The following is a 15,078-nucleotide window of genomic DNA, read 5'->3' on the forward strand; positions in this document are numbered from 1 at the left end:
AAATCCGTGAAACAGCTTCCCCTTTTTATCAATATGGATGGCCGCCATGTCATTTTATTGGGCGAGGGGGAGGCCGCCGATGCAAAGCGCCGCCTGATTGAACGGGCGGGCGGCATTTGTGTGGATGAGGATGATATATTGGCCAAAATTGCCTTTATTGCCATAGAGGATGAGGATGAAGCCATTGCGGCCGCCGCGCGATTATCGGCGCGGGGTATATTGGTAAATATGGTGGACCGTCCGGCATATTGTGAATTTACCACGCCCGCCATTATTGATCGCAATCCCGTTTTAATTGCCATTGGAACGGGCGGTGCATCGGCAGGGATGGCCAAGTCATTGCGCCAAGGGTTGGAACGTTTATTTCCCCAAAAACTTGGCCAATTGGCACAGGATATTTTTGCCGCGCGTGATAAGATTAAACAAAAATGGCCCGCCGCCAATGATCGCCGCCGCGCGTTGGACGGGGCATTTCAAAATGGCGGGCCGCTTGACCCCTTTGCCGACCATGATGATGATGCGGTGCAAAATTGGTTGGAGGCGGGCGCGATAACACCGCAGCGCGGGCTTATCACCATTGATATTTTAACCGGCGATCCCGATGATATCAGCCTGAAAACAGCGCGATTATTGGGCGAGGCGGATATTATCTATTATGATGAAAATGTGTCATCGGCAATTTATACCCGTGGCCGCGCCGATGCGGAATTGAAAATGGGCGCTCCGCAAAATGGCGAATTTGAACAAAATAATGATCTTATCTTGTATTTACGGGACAATCGGGCCTAAATGCCCCGATGAGTAATATTCAAAATTTTCCAAAACAAATTTTATTTTATGGCTGCGGCAATATGGGCGGCGCGGTGCTTTCGGGTTGGTTACATGCGGGGATTTCGCCATCGCATTTTGCCATTTGCAAACCGACCTCTCGCGCTGTGCCCGATGGGGTGCAATATTATGATCATTCATCAAAATATGGCGGCTATCCAGATATTTTAATATTGGGAATTAAACCCCAAATGCTGCGCGATATGGCGGGCGATATTGCCCATTTGGCCGGACCAAAAACCATTATCATATCCTTGCTGGCGGGCACAGAAAATCAGGCATTGAGCGAATTTTTCCCGCAAAGCGCCAATGTGCGGATGATGCCAAATTTGGCCATTGCGCTGGGCAAATCGCCCATTGGTTTATTGGGTCAATTAAATGATGTTGAGCGCGATATGATGAATAATTTAATGGCGCCTTTGGGCGGCGGCATTTGGCTTAACAATGCCGATCAAATGAACGGCTTTACCGCATTGGCGGGTTCTGGCCCTGCCTTTGTTTATGATTTTATTGCTGCATTAAGCATGGGCGGACAGGCGGCAGGGTTAAGCGATAAAGACGCCAGCACCATTGCGTTAAATATGATTGAGGGGGCGGTCGCGCTGGCCCGGCAAAGCGCAGATGGCCCGGATATATTGGCCGATAAAGTGACCAGCAAGGCAGGAAGCACGGCGGCAGGACGCGCCATTTTGGCGCAAAATGATGCGCTTAAAAAATTGATGATAGACGCCATTATCGCGGCAAAAACGCGCAATGAGGAATTGGCCAAATTATAATTTTGGTCCATCTTCATTTTAATGGCCCAAAAAAAAAGGGCGGCCATAATTTATAGCCGCCCTAAATTTTTATATAAGTTAAATTAGTTTAATTTCACCGTGACATAGGCCACGGGCGCACCGCGCCGACGCACACCCAATAGGATGTTACTGCGCCCTGCCTTTTTCGCTTCCTCAACTTGTTTCACCAAATCAGCAGGGGTTTTCACATCCTTATATGTCGCCGATACAATGACATCGGCGCGGCGAAGGCCGGAACGCGCCGCCCCGCCCGCTGAACCCACGGCATCGATAATCAATCCGGTGGAATCGGTGGGCATGCCCAATTGGCGGGCAAGCTCTGCGGTCATGGGAATAACGCTTATTCCCATGCTTTCGGCCAAAATCTTGCCCTCTGAACCCGTGCTTGGCGCGGTATCAATGTCTTTTTCCTCATCGGGGTTAAAATTGCTTTGCGCCAATTCCTGATCACTTGGTCGTGCGCCAACGGTGGCGGTGATTTTCATTGGTTTACCCTCGCGCAAAATATCAATGGGGATTTTGGTGCCCGGCTTTATATTGGCGACAATATAGGAAAGCGTTTGTTCGGGGCTTACCTCCAACCCATTGACTTTCAGCACGATATCGCCCTGTTTCAATCCGGCCTGTGCGCCAGGTTCATTTTCGCGCACCAACGCAACAAATTCACCCTTATTTTTATCAAGGCCCAATGCATCGGCCAAACCTTCATCCACGGGACGGATGGAAATACCCAAATATCCGCGTTCTGGACGTTCGCCCTTTTTCAATGCCTCAATAACGGGGACGGCTTCTTCGGCGGGAATGGCAAAACCAATGCCAATATTTGCCCCAACGGGGGAGATAAGGCGGTTGTTAATGCCAATAACCTTGCCATTTAAATCAAATAATGGCCCGCCGCTATTGCCGCGATTTATGGCGGTGTCGGTTTGGATGAAACGGTCATATGCGCCGCCAGCGCCAATATTACGTTGTAATGCGGAAACAATACCCGCCGTTACCGTGCTGCCAAGGCCAAGGGGGTTGCCAATGGCGATGACCCAATCGCCAACGCGCGAAGTTGATTTCTCCACCATTTCCACAAAGGGAAGGTCGGTTGCGGCAATTTTCAGCAATGCCAAATCGGATGTTGGATCGCGCCCGACCAGCTTTGCTTTATATTCCTTGCCATTGGTAAAGGTAACGGTGATTTCATCGGCCGCTTCGCCTGCATTGCCGCCTGCAATCACATGATTATTGGTTACAATATAACCATCGGCGGAAATGACAAAGCCTGAACCACCGCTTGCCTGTTCCTCTGTAACGGGGCGGCGTTCACCGGTTAAGGGGTTGAAACTGGTGGCGACCTGTACCTTTTGCTTGGTCGCAATATTAACCACGGCGGGTTGTAATTGTTCGGTCAAATCGGCAAAGCTGGTCGGCGCACCGCGCGGGGCCAGACTGGCCTGCGTAGAGGCGTTAATGCCGCTTTGCGCACCAGCAGGAAAGCCAGTGAATAAAGTCAGCGCACTTCCGGTTAGTAATAATGCTGCGGTGGTTGCATAAGCGTAACGCACGATAATATTTCCCTTCAACTTTACAAAAAATCTGTTGCCATGCTTAATAAATGAAGCTGAACGACAATTGAATAAGCGGCATGATAGAGGCTTTTATAAATGAACGTCCCATTGATTTAGACGAACATCATTCCATGCCATGATATTCAACATGATTTTTTCATTCAACGTCATTCAGCATTTTATTTCATTTACCGTCCATTGCGAAATTTCTCTAAATAATCATTGTCGGAAGACAGGATGACATTGGTTTCACCTTTGCCTGCCTGAAATGTTTGACGATAGCTTTGCATGGCGCGGTAAAAATCATAAAATTGCGGGTCCTTGCCATAGCTGACGGCGTAAATGCGTGCGGCCTGTGCCTCTGCTTCGGCGCGGATGATTTGCGCTTCTTTATTACCTTCGGCTTCGATGGTCGCGCTTTCCTGTTCCCGTGCAGATTCCATACGTTTATACGCGGATTCCAGCGGCGTTCCCTCTGGCAAGTCGGCACGTTTAATGCGCACGTCAATAATTTCTGCGCCATATTTTTTTGCCTGACGGTTTAGCGCGGTTTGAATATTCGCCATCACCTGACCGCGTTCGGGGCTTAACAAACTGGCGAAAGATCGCTTGCCCAATTCATTACGCAGCGCACTACCCAAAATGGGGCGCAATTGTTCGGCCAATCTTTCCTCTGTGCGGATGGTTTTGAACATTTTTACCGGCTCTACGATTCTAAAACGGGCAAAGGCATCAACCTGAAGACGCAATTGATCGGTGGACAGCACCTCTTGCCGTTCCATCTGAACGCTTTGTATCCGTTTGTCGATAAATTGAATTTGTTCAACAAAGGGGATGCGGATGTTTATGCCGGCATTGGTGCCGCCCAATTGTTCGCCCTTTTTATACACATTGGCCACACGTTTTGGATTGCCATAGCTGGTAATAATCGCCTGACTGGTTTCTGGCACAATGGAAATGGTCATTGATGCCAATACAATAAGGCCAAGCGCGGTTAAAGAGAGCGAAACGGGGTTTTTCAAAAACTGGCGCATTATTTTGCTCCTCCTTGAGCAGCAGACGGGGTGGCCGTTTGTGGTGCTGCTCTTTTCTTAATTTCGGGTAAGGGCAGATAAGGCGTCACATTGCCGCTTTCCACAATTGTTTTATCCACATTGGACAGCACGCTTTCCATTGTTTCATAATAAAGCCGCCTTTTCGTTACCTCTGGAGCTTGGCGATATTCTTCGTAAATTTTATCAAATTCGGCAACATCACCCTCGGCGCGTTCAGTGACCTGACGGGCATATTTACGCGCATCGTTTAACGCGCTTTCCTTGGTTTGTTGGGCCGCATTTACCTTGCGGAATGATTCAATTACGCTTTCTGGTGGATCGGCCTGCCTAATCGCAATGCCTTGAACCAAAACGCCTGCATTATATCCATCCAAAATTTCCTGCATCCGCGCGCGAACGCCCTGTTCAATGCTGCCCCGGCCAGGGCCAATGGCATCATTTAATGGGAAATTGGCAATGGTGGCGCGCATCGCGCTTTCCGCCACTTCCTGCACTGTTTGTTCTGCATCCTTTATTTGAAAAAGGAAATTTTCCGGATTTGATACGCTCCAGCGCACTTCATATGCCATATCAATGATATTTTGGTCGCTGGTCAGGACCAAATTTTCCTGATTACCTGCTGCGGTGCCAATGGGCATGGTGCGAATGGCGCCAGTGTCCACTTTTTCCATACGTTCAAATGGCGCGGGCAGGGTAAAGGCGATGCCTGATCCTTCTGTGCGGTTATATTTGCCCAATTGGGTAACAACGCCCTGTTCCTGTGCGCCAATGCGGTGGAAGCTGGTAAAAACAATCCACAGCAAAATAAATCCGCCAATCATATATGGGACAATGGATTTGCCGCCAGGGCCGGTTGGCAATCCGCCAAAACCGCCGCCTGAACCGCCACCACCCTTGCGGAATAATTCATCCAAGGACGGTTTTTTTCGGTTTTGTTGTCCCGCCTTGCCGCCATCTATGCCGCGCGGAATCCACGGGCCGCTTGGTCGAGGCGAATCATTATCTCCAGACCCGCCGCCGTCCTCCGTGCCGCTTTCTGCGCCATTATTTGGCCTATCCCATGGGCCTTTGCCCGACATTGCGGATTTTATACCGCCGAATATATTCATTTTTTGTGTCATAAACATATTATAGGTATGGAAATTCAGAAAAACAGTGTCAATCCAAGAAAACTGATACTATTTGCATCAATATGACAAAAATTACACATATTACCAAATTGGCAGAAGACATCGCCCCCGGCCGGACCAGCGGGATGCGATTAAAAGAAAATATTTTATCCTTTATTTTGGATATTGGCGGGATGGACCGAACGGCCCGCGAAACAATGGAGGAAAAATTGCGCCATAATTTGGGCGCGGTTGATGAAGTGGATGAAATTAAAATCATCCAAACCAGCGAAAAACGCCCTATCACCATCATCGCCGTGGGAAGTGGCAAGGGCGGGGTTGGCAAATCTACCCTGTCTGCAAATTTGGCCATCGCCCTGAAACGTGCGGGCAAAAATGTGGGCATGGTCGATGCCGATATTTATGGCCCGTCACAGCCGCGATTGTTGAATATGGAGGATGAAAAGCCCAAGGCGGAGGATAAAAAACTTATCCCCGTGATGAATGATTTTGGAATCCCCATGCTGTCCATGGGGCAATTGGCAAAGCCGGGGCAGGCAATTGCATGGCGCGGGCCAATGGCGGGAAATGCCCTGCATCAGTTAATTGATGCCCATTGGGGGGACACTGATTTGTTAATTGTCGATTTACCGCCTGGCACGGGTGATGTCCAATTATCAATGGTGCAAAAACATAAACCCGATGCCGCGCTTATCATCTCCACTCCACAGGATTTGGCGTTAATCGACGCGGCCCGTGCAATTAACTTTTTTGATGCTGCCAAAGTACCCATTATTGGATTGGTTGAAAATATGGCGGGATATTTATGCCCCCATTGCGGGGAGGTAAGCGACCCATTTGGTAAGGGCGGGGCAGAGGCCGCCGCCGACAAAATGCAATTGCCATTTTTGGGGCGCATCCCGCTTGACATGTCGATTAGAATGGCCAGCGATGATGGTACGCCGCCCGCTTTGGAGGATGGCCCGATTGGCAAGGGCTTTGCCGCTATTGCGCACAAGGTGACAACATGGTTAGATGAAAAAAATAAATAATTATTTAGCGGTGCATTATATGATTTTGTCGCAATAATAATTGCAAAAATTTGGAAATTTTTGATGATTGAGGAAAATGATAAGCAAGGCAAGGATGCCGAAAATGCCGCCCCCGGCGAAGCTGGCGATGCTGGCAATGCTGGCAATACTGGAGATATTGCCAATGCTAATGATAAACTCATCACTGATGATGCGCAAAACGCGTCTGATCTGCATAATCCCCAACTGCGCCAATCAATAAAGGAAGAGATTGAGGCCGCCAAATTGGCCGCGCAAAAACAAGAACAACTAAAAGCAAAAAAGGCAGCAAAAGGACCAATTATAACCCGGCGTAAATTATTGGTTGGCGGCGGGATTGGCGCAGGATTGATTTTGGGTTGGGGCATTTGGCCGCGCAAATATATGCCCAATTTACCCCTTGCAGAGGGGGAGGTGCTGTTCAATAATTGGTTGAAAATTGGCAAGGATGGGCAGGTGACCATTGCCATTGCGCAATCGGAAATGGGACAGGGTGTTTACACCCAAATGGCGCAAATATTGGCGGGAGAATTGGGGGCGGATTGGCGGACCATTGCGGTGCAGCCCATATCGGGTAATCCCGAATTTTCCAATATGCGCGTTGCCAAAAAATGGGCCAGCGCCCTGTTACCTCCCAGCACGGTTCAAGACCCCAATTTGGTGGATGATATTGATGAAGATGGGCCAATGATAAACGCCATGGCGCAATTGGCAAAACGTGGTTCATTCATTGTGACCGCGGAATCATCGTCAATTCAGCAATTTGAAATGCCGCTGCGCATGGCGGGGGCGGCGGCCCGTGTGATGTTGGCACAGGTGGCGGCGGATAAATGGAAAATTGATTGGGAAAGTTGCGAGGTAGAGGGCGGTTTTGTCATCTATGAAAAGAAAAAATTATCCTTTGGTGAATTGGCAGAGGCGGCGGCGCAGCTTGACCCGCCATCGCCCGTGCCGCTTCGTGCATCGCCGATAAATGAAATTTCAGGGCAAATGGTGGAGCGATTGGACCTGCCATCAAAAGTGGATGGTAGCGCAAATTTTGCCGGCGATATTCGCTTACCCGGTATGGTATATGCGGCGGTTCGTGCCGGCCCAATTGGCAATAGCCGATTAAAATCATTTAATAAAAAGGGCGCGGCAAAAATTTCCGGCCTGTTAAAAACCATTTCCACCAATAATTTTTTGGCGGTTGTTGCGCGCAATAGCTGGGCCGCCAATAGCGCGCTAGACGCATTGGCGCCAGTTTTTGAAAGCAAGGGCCGATTGGCCGATAATGCCCATATTCAAAAGGCATTGGACAAGGCAATGTCCAAAAAACCGGGCGATGATGGCGGTTGGCAATATTATGCCAAAGGGAAAATTGCCGATGTTTTTGCCAAGGAAGCGGGAACGCGAATTATTGCGGCGGAATATCAAATCTCCCCCGCATTGCACGCTGCATTGGAACCACGCAGCGCCACCGCGCATTTTGTGGACGGCAAATTGCATTTATGGATTGCCAGCCAAGCAATTGAGAATGCCCGTGAATTGGCGGCCAAGGCAATTGGTATATCCACAAAAAATGTGGTAATTTATCCCATGTTGGCGGGGGGCAGTTTTGGCCGCAATTTGGACAATCGCATCGCCGCGCAAATTGCCATTATTGCACATGAAATTTCGGTTCCGGTTCAACTTACATGGTCACGGGTGGAGGATATTATCCGTGATTATCCCCGTACCCCGGCCAAGGCGCAAATGCGCGGTGCATTGGACAAGGATGGATTGGTGCGCGGATTGACCGCGCGGATTGCCGTTCCAGCGGCGGCGCGGCAACAAATTCGGCATTTGGTATATGATAATGATTATGCACAGATGATGGAGGATCAAAATCATTTTGACCCATTGTCGATGGAAGGGATGATTTCGCCCTATAAAATTGACAATATGGCGATTGACCATTTTCCTGCCTGTGTGCATGTGCCAACGGGAAATTGGCGAGGGAACAGCCATAATATTGCCTGTTTCGTTAATGAATCCTTTGTTGATGAAATGGCCCATGCCGCCGGGGTTGAACCATTGTCATTTCGCATGCAAATGATGGAAGGGCAATTAAGATTGGCCAAATGTTTAACCGAAGTGGCCAAAATAGCTGGTTGGGATGGCGGTATTTCGGCTGATGGCGGCACGGCCAGCGGTACGCCGGCGGGCGGTGGTTCGGGCATGGGGATTGCCTGTCACCATATGCATGGCAGCTATATCGCTTTGGTGGTAAAGGCAACGCGCGGCGAACGCGGTGTAGAGGTGGACAGCGTATCGGCAATGGTTGATTGTGGGCGCTTAATCCATCCTGAAATTGCCCGCCAGCAAATTGAAGGCGGCATTGTTTTTGGGTTGGCGCAGGCCATTGGCGGGTCAACCGATTATAGCGAAGGTTTGCCCGATGTGCGCCGTTTGCGTGAATTAAACCTGCCTTTATTGCGTAATATTCCAGAAATTCAGGTGGAATTTGTGCGCAGCGAAGAAGATCCAGGCGGGGTGGGGGAGCTTGCCACGCCTGTGGTTGCGCCCGCCATTGCCAATGCATTATTTTCCGCATCGGGGCTTCGGCTTCGTGACTTACCCTTATTATCAACAGGATTTTAATTTATATGAATGCGCATTTGCCCCGCGAACATCCCCCCGTTCCACATAGCAAAGTGGGTTTATTATTGGTGAATTTGGGCACGCCAGAGGCAGCCGAACCAAAAGCGGTGAAAAAATATTTAAAAGAATTTTTGTCCGATAAACGGGTTGTGGAAATCCCCGCCCTTATCTGGCAACCCATTTTGCGCGGGATAATATTAAACACAAGGCCAAAAAAATCGGCCGCCGCCTATGCCAAGGTGTGGACCGATAAAGGATCGCCATTGGCATTTTACACCGCGGCACAGGCGGATAAAATGGCTGCAATTTTGGGTGATAAGGTGATGGTGAAATATGCCATGCGATATGGCAATCCATCAATAGCCGATCAATTATCCGCGATGAAGGCGGCGGGGTGCAATCGCATTTTAATCGCGCCTCTTTACCCACAATATAGCGGGGCGACGACAGGCACGGTGCTGGATAAGGCATATGAGACTTTGTCCAAAATGCGTTGGCATCCGGCATTGCGGACGCTGCCGCCCTATCATGATGACGAAGCCTATATAAATGCGTTGCAACAATCGGTTCAGCATGGTTTGGAAAAATTAAATTATACCCCCGATGCGGTGATTATCAGCTTTCACGGCATGCCTGAACGCACATTGCAATTGGGCGATCCTTATCATTGCCATTGCCAAAAAACCGCGCGCTTATTGTCCGAAAAAATGGGCATAAAATTTGAAGTAAGTTTCCAATCACGTTTTGGCCGTGCCAAATGGTTAGAACCTGCAACCGACGCCACAATTGAAAAATTGGCACAGGAAGGCAAGAAAAATATTGCCATTTTTGCCCCCGGATTTTCGGTGGATTGTTTGGAAACATTGGAAGAATTGGCAATAGCGGGACAGGAACAATTTTTGGAAGCTGGCGGAGAGAAATTTGCCTATCTGCCCTGTTTGAATGACAGTGATATTGGCATGGAAATGTTGGTAAAATTATTGCGTAGAGAGCTTTCTGGTTGGATATAATAGGTAAGAAATCCTGTCTTAAAAAATAATTTAAACTAACGCTTACGTCACCTTGCTATCTATCTCCTCTGGCCATATCATGAAGTTGAGATATGGGAAAATATGTAATTTGGAGGGGAATATTTTATGAGCAGAGTGGCGATTGTAACTGGTGGAACACGCGGTATTGGAGAGGCGATTAGCCTGCGTCTGCAAAAAATGGGGCATAAGGTTGCGGCAAATTATGCGGGCAATGAAGAAAAGGCAAAGGAATTTACACAGCGCACCGGCATCGCCACCTATAAATGGGATGTGGGTGATCATCAGGCATGTTTGGATGGTTGCGCCCGCGTGGCGGCCGAAATGGGCGATGTTGATATTGTTGTTAATAATGCCGGCATTACCCGTGATGGCACATTGCACCGGATGAGTTTTGACGATTGGAACGAAGTGATGCGCGTCAATCTTGGTGGGTGTTTCAACATGGCAAAGGCATGTTTTCCCGGCATGCGCGAACGCGGATGGGGCCGAATTGTCAATATTGGGTCGATAAATGGACAGGCGGGCCAATATGGTCAGGTTAATTATGCCGCAGCAAAATCGGGCATTCATGGTTTTACCAAGGCATTGGCACAGGAGGGGGCGAAATTTGGCGTTACCTGTAATGCGATTGCGCCGGGATATATTGATACCGATATGGTCGCCGCCGTGCCGGAGGCTGTTTTGGAAAAAATTATTGCCAAAATCCCCGTGGGCCGTTTGGGTCAGGCGGATGAAATCGCGCGCGGTGTTGGCTTTTTTGTTTCCGAAAATGGCGGCTTTGTGACGGGGTCAACCATGTCATTAAATGGCGGCCAACATATGTATTAACCCAATGATTACACCAATTTGGATGTAATTATTGTTGACGGGCGAATCATAAATACAGTTAATGCAAAATCACAACGGCTTTTGGGAGAGGATGTTTGTGATGGCGATGGCAAAACAAAATGTAAAACAACCCTTTATTGGCACCGAAAAAATCAGGGTAGCCAAGCAAATAGCTATACCCAAAAAAATATCCGCCAAGGCGGCAAAGGCGAATAAAAGACGGGTGCGGAAAAAAGCGCCAAACCTCTCCCCGGTTGAGGCGCTAAACAGGGATGAGCCATTTATAATCACACCCGTTGGCTCATCCCATACCGCACCCATGACGTCGAACGCGCCATTCATGTTGGCCCGCAAAAATGATGCAGATGAAATGCATTTATTTTTCCCCGATGCGCCGCCAATTATGCCGCATAAATTTATTGTGCGGGCAGGGGTGAAAAGAAAAAATGCAAGGCCACTTCCATGGTGCCTGCCGGTAAAGGAAGAGGCGGGAGAGCGCCATTTACTGTCAATGCGCCGCCGCATGGCAGATGGTATAACGGGGCAAAATAGTGACAAATTATCGGAAAATGGGCCAAAACAATATCGATTGGACCTTGGCCAAAAGCCATTATCTTTGGTGGAAATTTTGCGGATGCAGCCAGAAAAAAATGATGAAGGGCCGCAGGAGGAAGAACAGGCCGCGCATGAAAATCTGCCCCGATCCGCCGCCCCTATCATTTATAAGGAAAATGCCCCTTGGCATATTATATCCTATTGGTTGCGGTCATCACAGCGCCGGATGATGGATAAATTGGGGGCAATATTTAATCGGTCCATATTGGGAAATAAAAATATGGCCGAAAAAATGCCGCCTCAAAAAAAGGTGCAAAGACGCAGCAAGGAAGATGTGCTGCGCGAATTGGCCAATTTGCGCCGCGAAAATTATATGTTGAAAAAACGGCTACAGCATTAGGTAAATTTACATGCCCAATTGGATTATTTTATTTGTCCTGTCGGTGTAAAATCTGTGCCGCCTAGACGGGGGTAAATAAATATGCTTCACCAATTGCATGGATTATAATCTCTACCATCCCCCCGTTAAACGATCGGTGACCATAAATGGCCATCAAAGCAGCATTAGTTTAGAACCCTTTTTTTGGGAAATGTTGAAAAATGCGGCGCTGAGAAATAATATGGCGGTCAATGCGTTGGTGGCGATGATTGATGCCCAGCGGATTAAATCCCCCACGCCGCCCGGGCTTGCCAGTGCGCTGCGTATTTGGTTGGTTGCCAATATATAAATTTTTGATATAGCTTTAAAAAAATAACAATAATTTTAAGGCTCCCCTGTGAAAAAAAATGATCATATAGAAATTGAAACTGAAAATGGTATTAAGGTGATAACCCGGCGTCAGCTATTATCCATGGCGACAATTTTGGGCGGGATAAGCATTGCAACGCCCGCAATTGCACAATTTAAATTGGGTAAAATTGTCGGTGCAGCAGAGGATTTGGCCAAAGCTGAGCAGTTAAATGATGCCGATATGAAACAATATTTTGACCAAATGGCGGCGGAGATGGACAAGCTTAACCCCGTTGCCGGGCCGAAAGACCCTTATGGCAAGCGTTTGGCCACATTGACTTCTGAATTGAAAAATCATGATGGTTTGGATTTGGATATAAAGGCATATTTGGTTGTCGATGTGAATGCATTCGCCATGGCAAATGGAACAATACGTATCTTTGCGGGGTTGATGGATGAATTTACAGATGATGAAATTCGCTATGTCATTGGTCATGAAATTGGCCATGTTAAGAAAGAACATACCAAAAAACGGATGCAAAATGCCTTTCGTTTAAGTGCGTTGCAAAAAGGCGCAGAGGGTGCAGGTGGCAAGATTGGACGGTTGGCCAGCGGAGATTTGTCCAAATTATTTAACGATGTGATTACTGCACAACATAGTCAGGGCAATGAAAAAGAGGCTGATGATTATGCCATGGCATTTATGAAAGAAAAATCATATGATCCAATGGCTTGCGTCACCGCATTGGAAAAATTGGGCGGTGGCGGCGATGGATTACCATGGCTGCAAACCCACCCCAGCCCGAAAGAACGCGCAAAAAGAATGCGTAAGGCATTAAACGGGTAATTTTTTAACTTATTTTATAAAATTAAATGGCTGTGGATGATTTTGCAGCCATATTCTATCTTACCCTCCAAAAAATAAGACTCTTTATTATGTTGCACTGCAACTAAATCTTGGCTTTCTGTGCGATGCTGTTAGAGGATGCGCATGCTATCCATCAATAATATTACTGTTCGCCTTGGCGGTCGCGCCATTTTGGAAAAGGCAACTGCCTCCATCCCCCCGGGAAGCCGTGTCGGTTTAATCGGCCGCAATGGGGCGGGTAAATCCACTTTGATGAAGGTCATGGTGGGGCAATTGGATGCGGATGAGGGCGAATTGAGCATGCCGCGCGGCACCAAATTGGGATATATTGCTCAAGAAGCACCGGCGGGGGATGCCACGCCATTTGAAACCGTTTTGGCCGCCGATGTCGAACGCGCCATGTTAATGGCTGAATCCGAAAATTGCGAAGATATGGAAAGATTGGGCGATGTGCATGAACGTTTAATCGCTATTGATGCCTATGCCGCGCCATCACGTGCGTCGCGGATTTTAATCGGCCTTGGCTTTGATGAGGAAATGCAAAGCAGGCCGCTGGATAGTTTTTCCGGCGGGTGGAAAATGCGCGTCGCGCTTGCCGCCTTATTATTTTCACAGCCCGATGTGCTGTTGCTTGACGAACCGTCAAACCATTTGGATTTAGAGGCGACGCTTTGGCTTGAAAATTTCTTAAAATCCTATCCCGCCACCTTAATCGTCATCAGCCATGAACGCGATTTATTGAACAATGTGGTTGATAATATATTGCATTTACAGGGGGGGCGATTGACGCTTTATCCCGGCGGATATGATGATTTTGAAAAATTACGCGCTGAACGCGCTGCCCAGTTAGAGGCGGCAAAGGCATCGCAAGATGCGCAAAGGGAAAGATTGCAAGATTATGTCGCGCGAAACAGCGCGCGGGCATCCACCGCGAAACAGGCGCAATCACGCGCCAAAATGTTGGCCAAGATGCAGCCCATTGCCGCATTGATGGATGATCCATCGCTTAGTTTTGCCTTTCCCGACCCCAAGGAATTGAAACCGCCGCTCATCACCCTTGACCTTGCGGCGGTGGGATATAGTGAAAAACCGATATTACAGCGGCTGAACCTGCGCATTGATCCCGATGACCGTATTGCGCTGCTTGGCCGCAATGGCAATGGTAAGACGACTTTGGCGCGGTTGCTGGCTGCGCAGCTTACCCCTATGGAGGGGGAGGTGAACGCATCGGGCAAATTGGAAATTGGATATTTCACCCAATATCAGGTGGAGGAATTATCCGGTGATGATACCCCAATTGAACATATGAGCCGCGCGATGCAGGGGGCAGCCCCCGGCGCAGTGCGCGCGCAGCTTGGCCGTTTTGGATTTTCGGGCGACCGCGCGATGAGCAAGGTCGGCAAATTATCGGGCGGGGAGCGGGCGCGGCTTGCCCTTGCCCTTGTCACGCGCTCAGCACCCCATTTATTGATTTTGGACGAACCGACAAACCATTTGGATGTTGATGCGCGTGAGGCATTGGTTCAAGCATTAAATGATTATCAGGGCGCGGTTATATTGATTAGCCATGACCGGCATATGGTGGAATTAACCGCCGATCGTTTGGTGTTGGTCGATGATGGCACCGCACGCGAATATAATGGCAGCATGGAAGATTATATTGATTTTGTGTTGGGCCGTAATCAACCCAAAGAAGGCGGCAGCGGCGCAAAGCTGGCCAAAAAGGATAAGAAACAGGCGAAAAAAGACCGCGAAGCCGCCCGTTTATTAAAAACAGAGGTGGCCGAGGCCGAAAAAGCCATGGCAAAAATTGAAACCCAAATTTGCGATATAGACGCCGCCTTGGCCGAGCCCAAAATGGCCAAAGGCAATCTTGCCACATTATCCATGGGGGAGCTTAGCATAAAGCGTGCCGCCCTAGTCGATGATTTGGCGGCGGCGGAAAATAAATGGTTATCCCTAAATGAGAAATTAGAAATTTTATAAGCAATATTTAAGGCTTTACGTAATAATATTTTTTTGCCATCAC

The 15,078-nt window shown here is 48.6% G+C and carries 13 protein-coding genes; 10 read left to right on the forward strand and 3 right to left on the reverse strand.

What is annotated here, in order from left to right:
• Window positions 1-6 precede the first annotated feature (6 nt).
• On the forward strand, window positions 7-789 hold the full coding sequence (locus tag LPB140_RS04055; protein ID WP_232223449.1) for a precorrin-2 dehydrogenase/sirohydrochlorin ferrochelatase family protein: 783 nt from the start codon (window positions 7-9) through the stop codon (window positions 787-789).
• Window positions 790-797: 8 nt separating this feature from the next.
• Window positions 798-1,604 (forward strand): pyrroline-5-carboxylate reductase family protein, encoded by an 807-nt coding sequence (locus LPB140_RS04060; protein WP_072558766.1) that lies wholly within the window; start codon window positions 798-800, stop codon window positions 1,602-1,604.
• An 83-nt stretch (window positions 1,605-1,687) separates the two neighbouring features.
• Here LPB140_RS04060 and LPB140_RS04065 read toward each other — a convergent pair whose 3' ends face one another.
• The 3 genes from LPB140_RS04065 to hflK form a co-directional block, all read right to left on the reverse strand.
• Window positions 1,688-3,178 (reverse strand): trypsin-like peptidase domain-containing protein, encoded by a 1,491-nt coding sequence (locus LPB140_RS04065; protein ID WP_072560305.1) that lies wholly within the window; start codon window positions 3,176-3,178, stop codon window positions 1,688-1,690.
• 191 nt (window positions 3,179-3,369) lie between these two features.
• Window positions 3,370-4,215 (reverse strand): protease modulator HflC, encoded by an 846-nt coding sequence (gene hflC, locus LPB140_RS04070; RefSeq protein ID WP_072558767.1) that lies wholly within the window; start codon window positions 4,213-4,215, stop codon window positions 3,370-3,372.
• Window positions 4,215-5,357 carry a protease modulator HflK gene (gene hflK, locus LPB140_RS04075; RefSeq protein ID WP_072560307.1) on the reverse strand — a complete coding sequence of 381 codons (1,143 nt, stop codon included), beginning with the start codon at window positions 5,355-5,357 and terminating at the stop codon, window positions 4,215-4,217. The genes hflC and hflK overlap by 1 nt, the downstream gene beginning before the upstream one ends.
• Window positions 5,358-5,428: 71 nt before the next feature.
• Between hflK and LPB140_RS04080 the strand changes: the two genes are divergently transcribed.
• From LPB140_RS04080 to LPB140_RS04115, 8 genes are all read left to right on the forward strand, one after another.
• Window positions 5,429-6,397, forward strand: a complete 969-nt coding sequence (locus LPB140_RS04080) for an Mrp/NBP35 family ATP-binding protein (protein WP_072558768.1) — start codon at window positions 5,429-5,431, stop codon at window positions 6,395-6,397.
• Window positions 6,398-6,460: 63 nt separating this feature from the next.
• The gene (locus tag LPB140_RS04085; RefSeq protein WP_083549983.1) at window positions 6,461-9,037 is read left to right on the forward strand and encodes a xanthine dehydrogenase family protein molybdopterin-binding subunit; all 2,577 of its coding nucleotides are present in this window, start codon (window positions 6,461-6,463) and stop codon (window positions 9,035-9,037) included.
• A 5-nt stretch (window positions 9,038-9,042) separates the two neighbouring features.
• Window positions 9,043-10,047, forward strand: coding sequence for a ferrochelatase (gene hemH, locus LPB140_RS04090; RefSeq protein ID WP_072558769.1), 1,005 nt, complete (start codon window positions 9,043-9,045; stop codon window positions 10,045-10,047).
• A gap of 126 nt (window positions 10,048-10,173) precedes the next feature.
• Window positions 10,174-10,896, forward strand: coding sequence for an acetoacetyl-CoA reductase (phbB, locus tag LPB140_RS04095; RefSeq protein WP_072558770.1), 723 nt, complete (start codon window positions 10,174-10,176; stop codon window positions 10,894-10,896).
• Between the two features lie 100 nt (window positions 10,897-10,996).
• Window positions 10,997-11,851 carry a hypothetical protein gene (locus tag LPB140_RS04100; protein WP_156874131.1) on the forward strand — a complete coding sequence of 285 codons (855 nt, stop codon included), beginning with the start codon at window positions 10,997-10,999 and terminating at the stop codon, window positions 11,849-11,851.
• Between the two features lie 97 nt (window positions 11,852-11,948).
• Window positions 11,949-12,179: a ribbon-helix-helix domain-containing protein gene (locus LPB140_RS04105; RefSeq protein WP_072558772.1), complete on the forward strand. Its 231-nt coding sequence runs from the start codon at window positions 11,949-11,951 to the stop codon at window positions 12,177-12,179.
• A gap of 48 nt (window positions 12,180-12,227) precedes the next feature.
• On the forward strand, window positions 12,228-13,028 hold the full coding sequence (locus LPB140_RS04110; RefSeq protein ID WP_198024168.1) for a M48 family metallopeptidase: 801 nt from the start codon (window positions 12,228-12,230) through the stop codon (window positions 13,026-13,028).
• Between the two features lie 144 nt (window positions 13,029-13,172).
• Window positions 13,173-15,035: an ABC-F family ATP-binding cassette domain-containing protein gene (locus LPB140_RS04115; protein WP_072560313.1), complete on the forward strand. Its 1,863-nt coding sequence runs from the start codon at window positions 13,173-13,175 to the stop codon at window positions 15,033-15,035.
• Window positions 15,036-15,078 lie beyond the last annotated feature (43 nt).

Origin of the sequence: Sphingorhabdus lutea, assembly GCF_001889025.1 — a bacterium.
In the GTDB taxonomy this organism is placed as follows: Bacteria; Pseudomonadota; Alphaproteobacteria; order Sphingomonadales; family Sphingomonadaceae; genus Sphingorhabdus_B; species Sphingorhabdus_B lutea.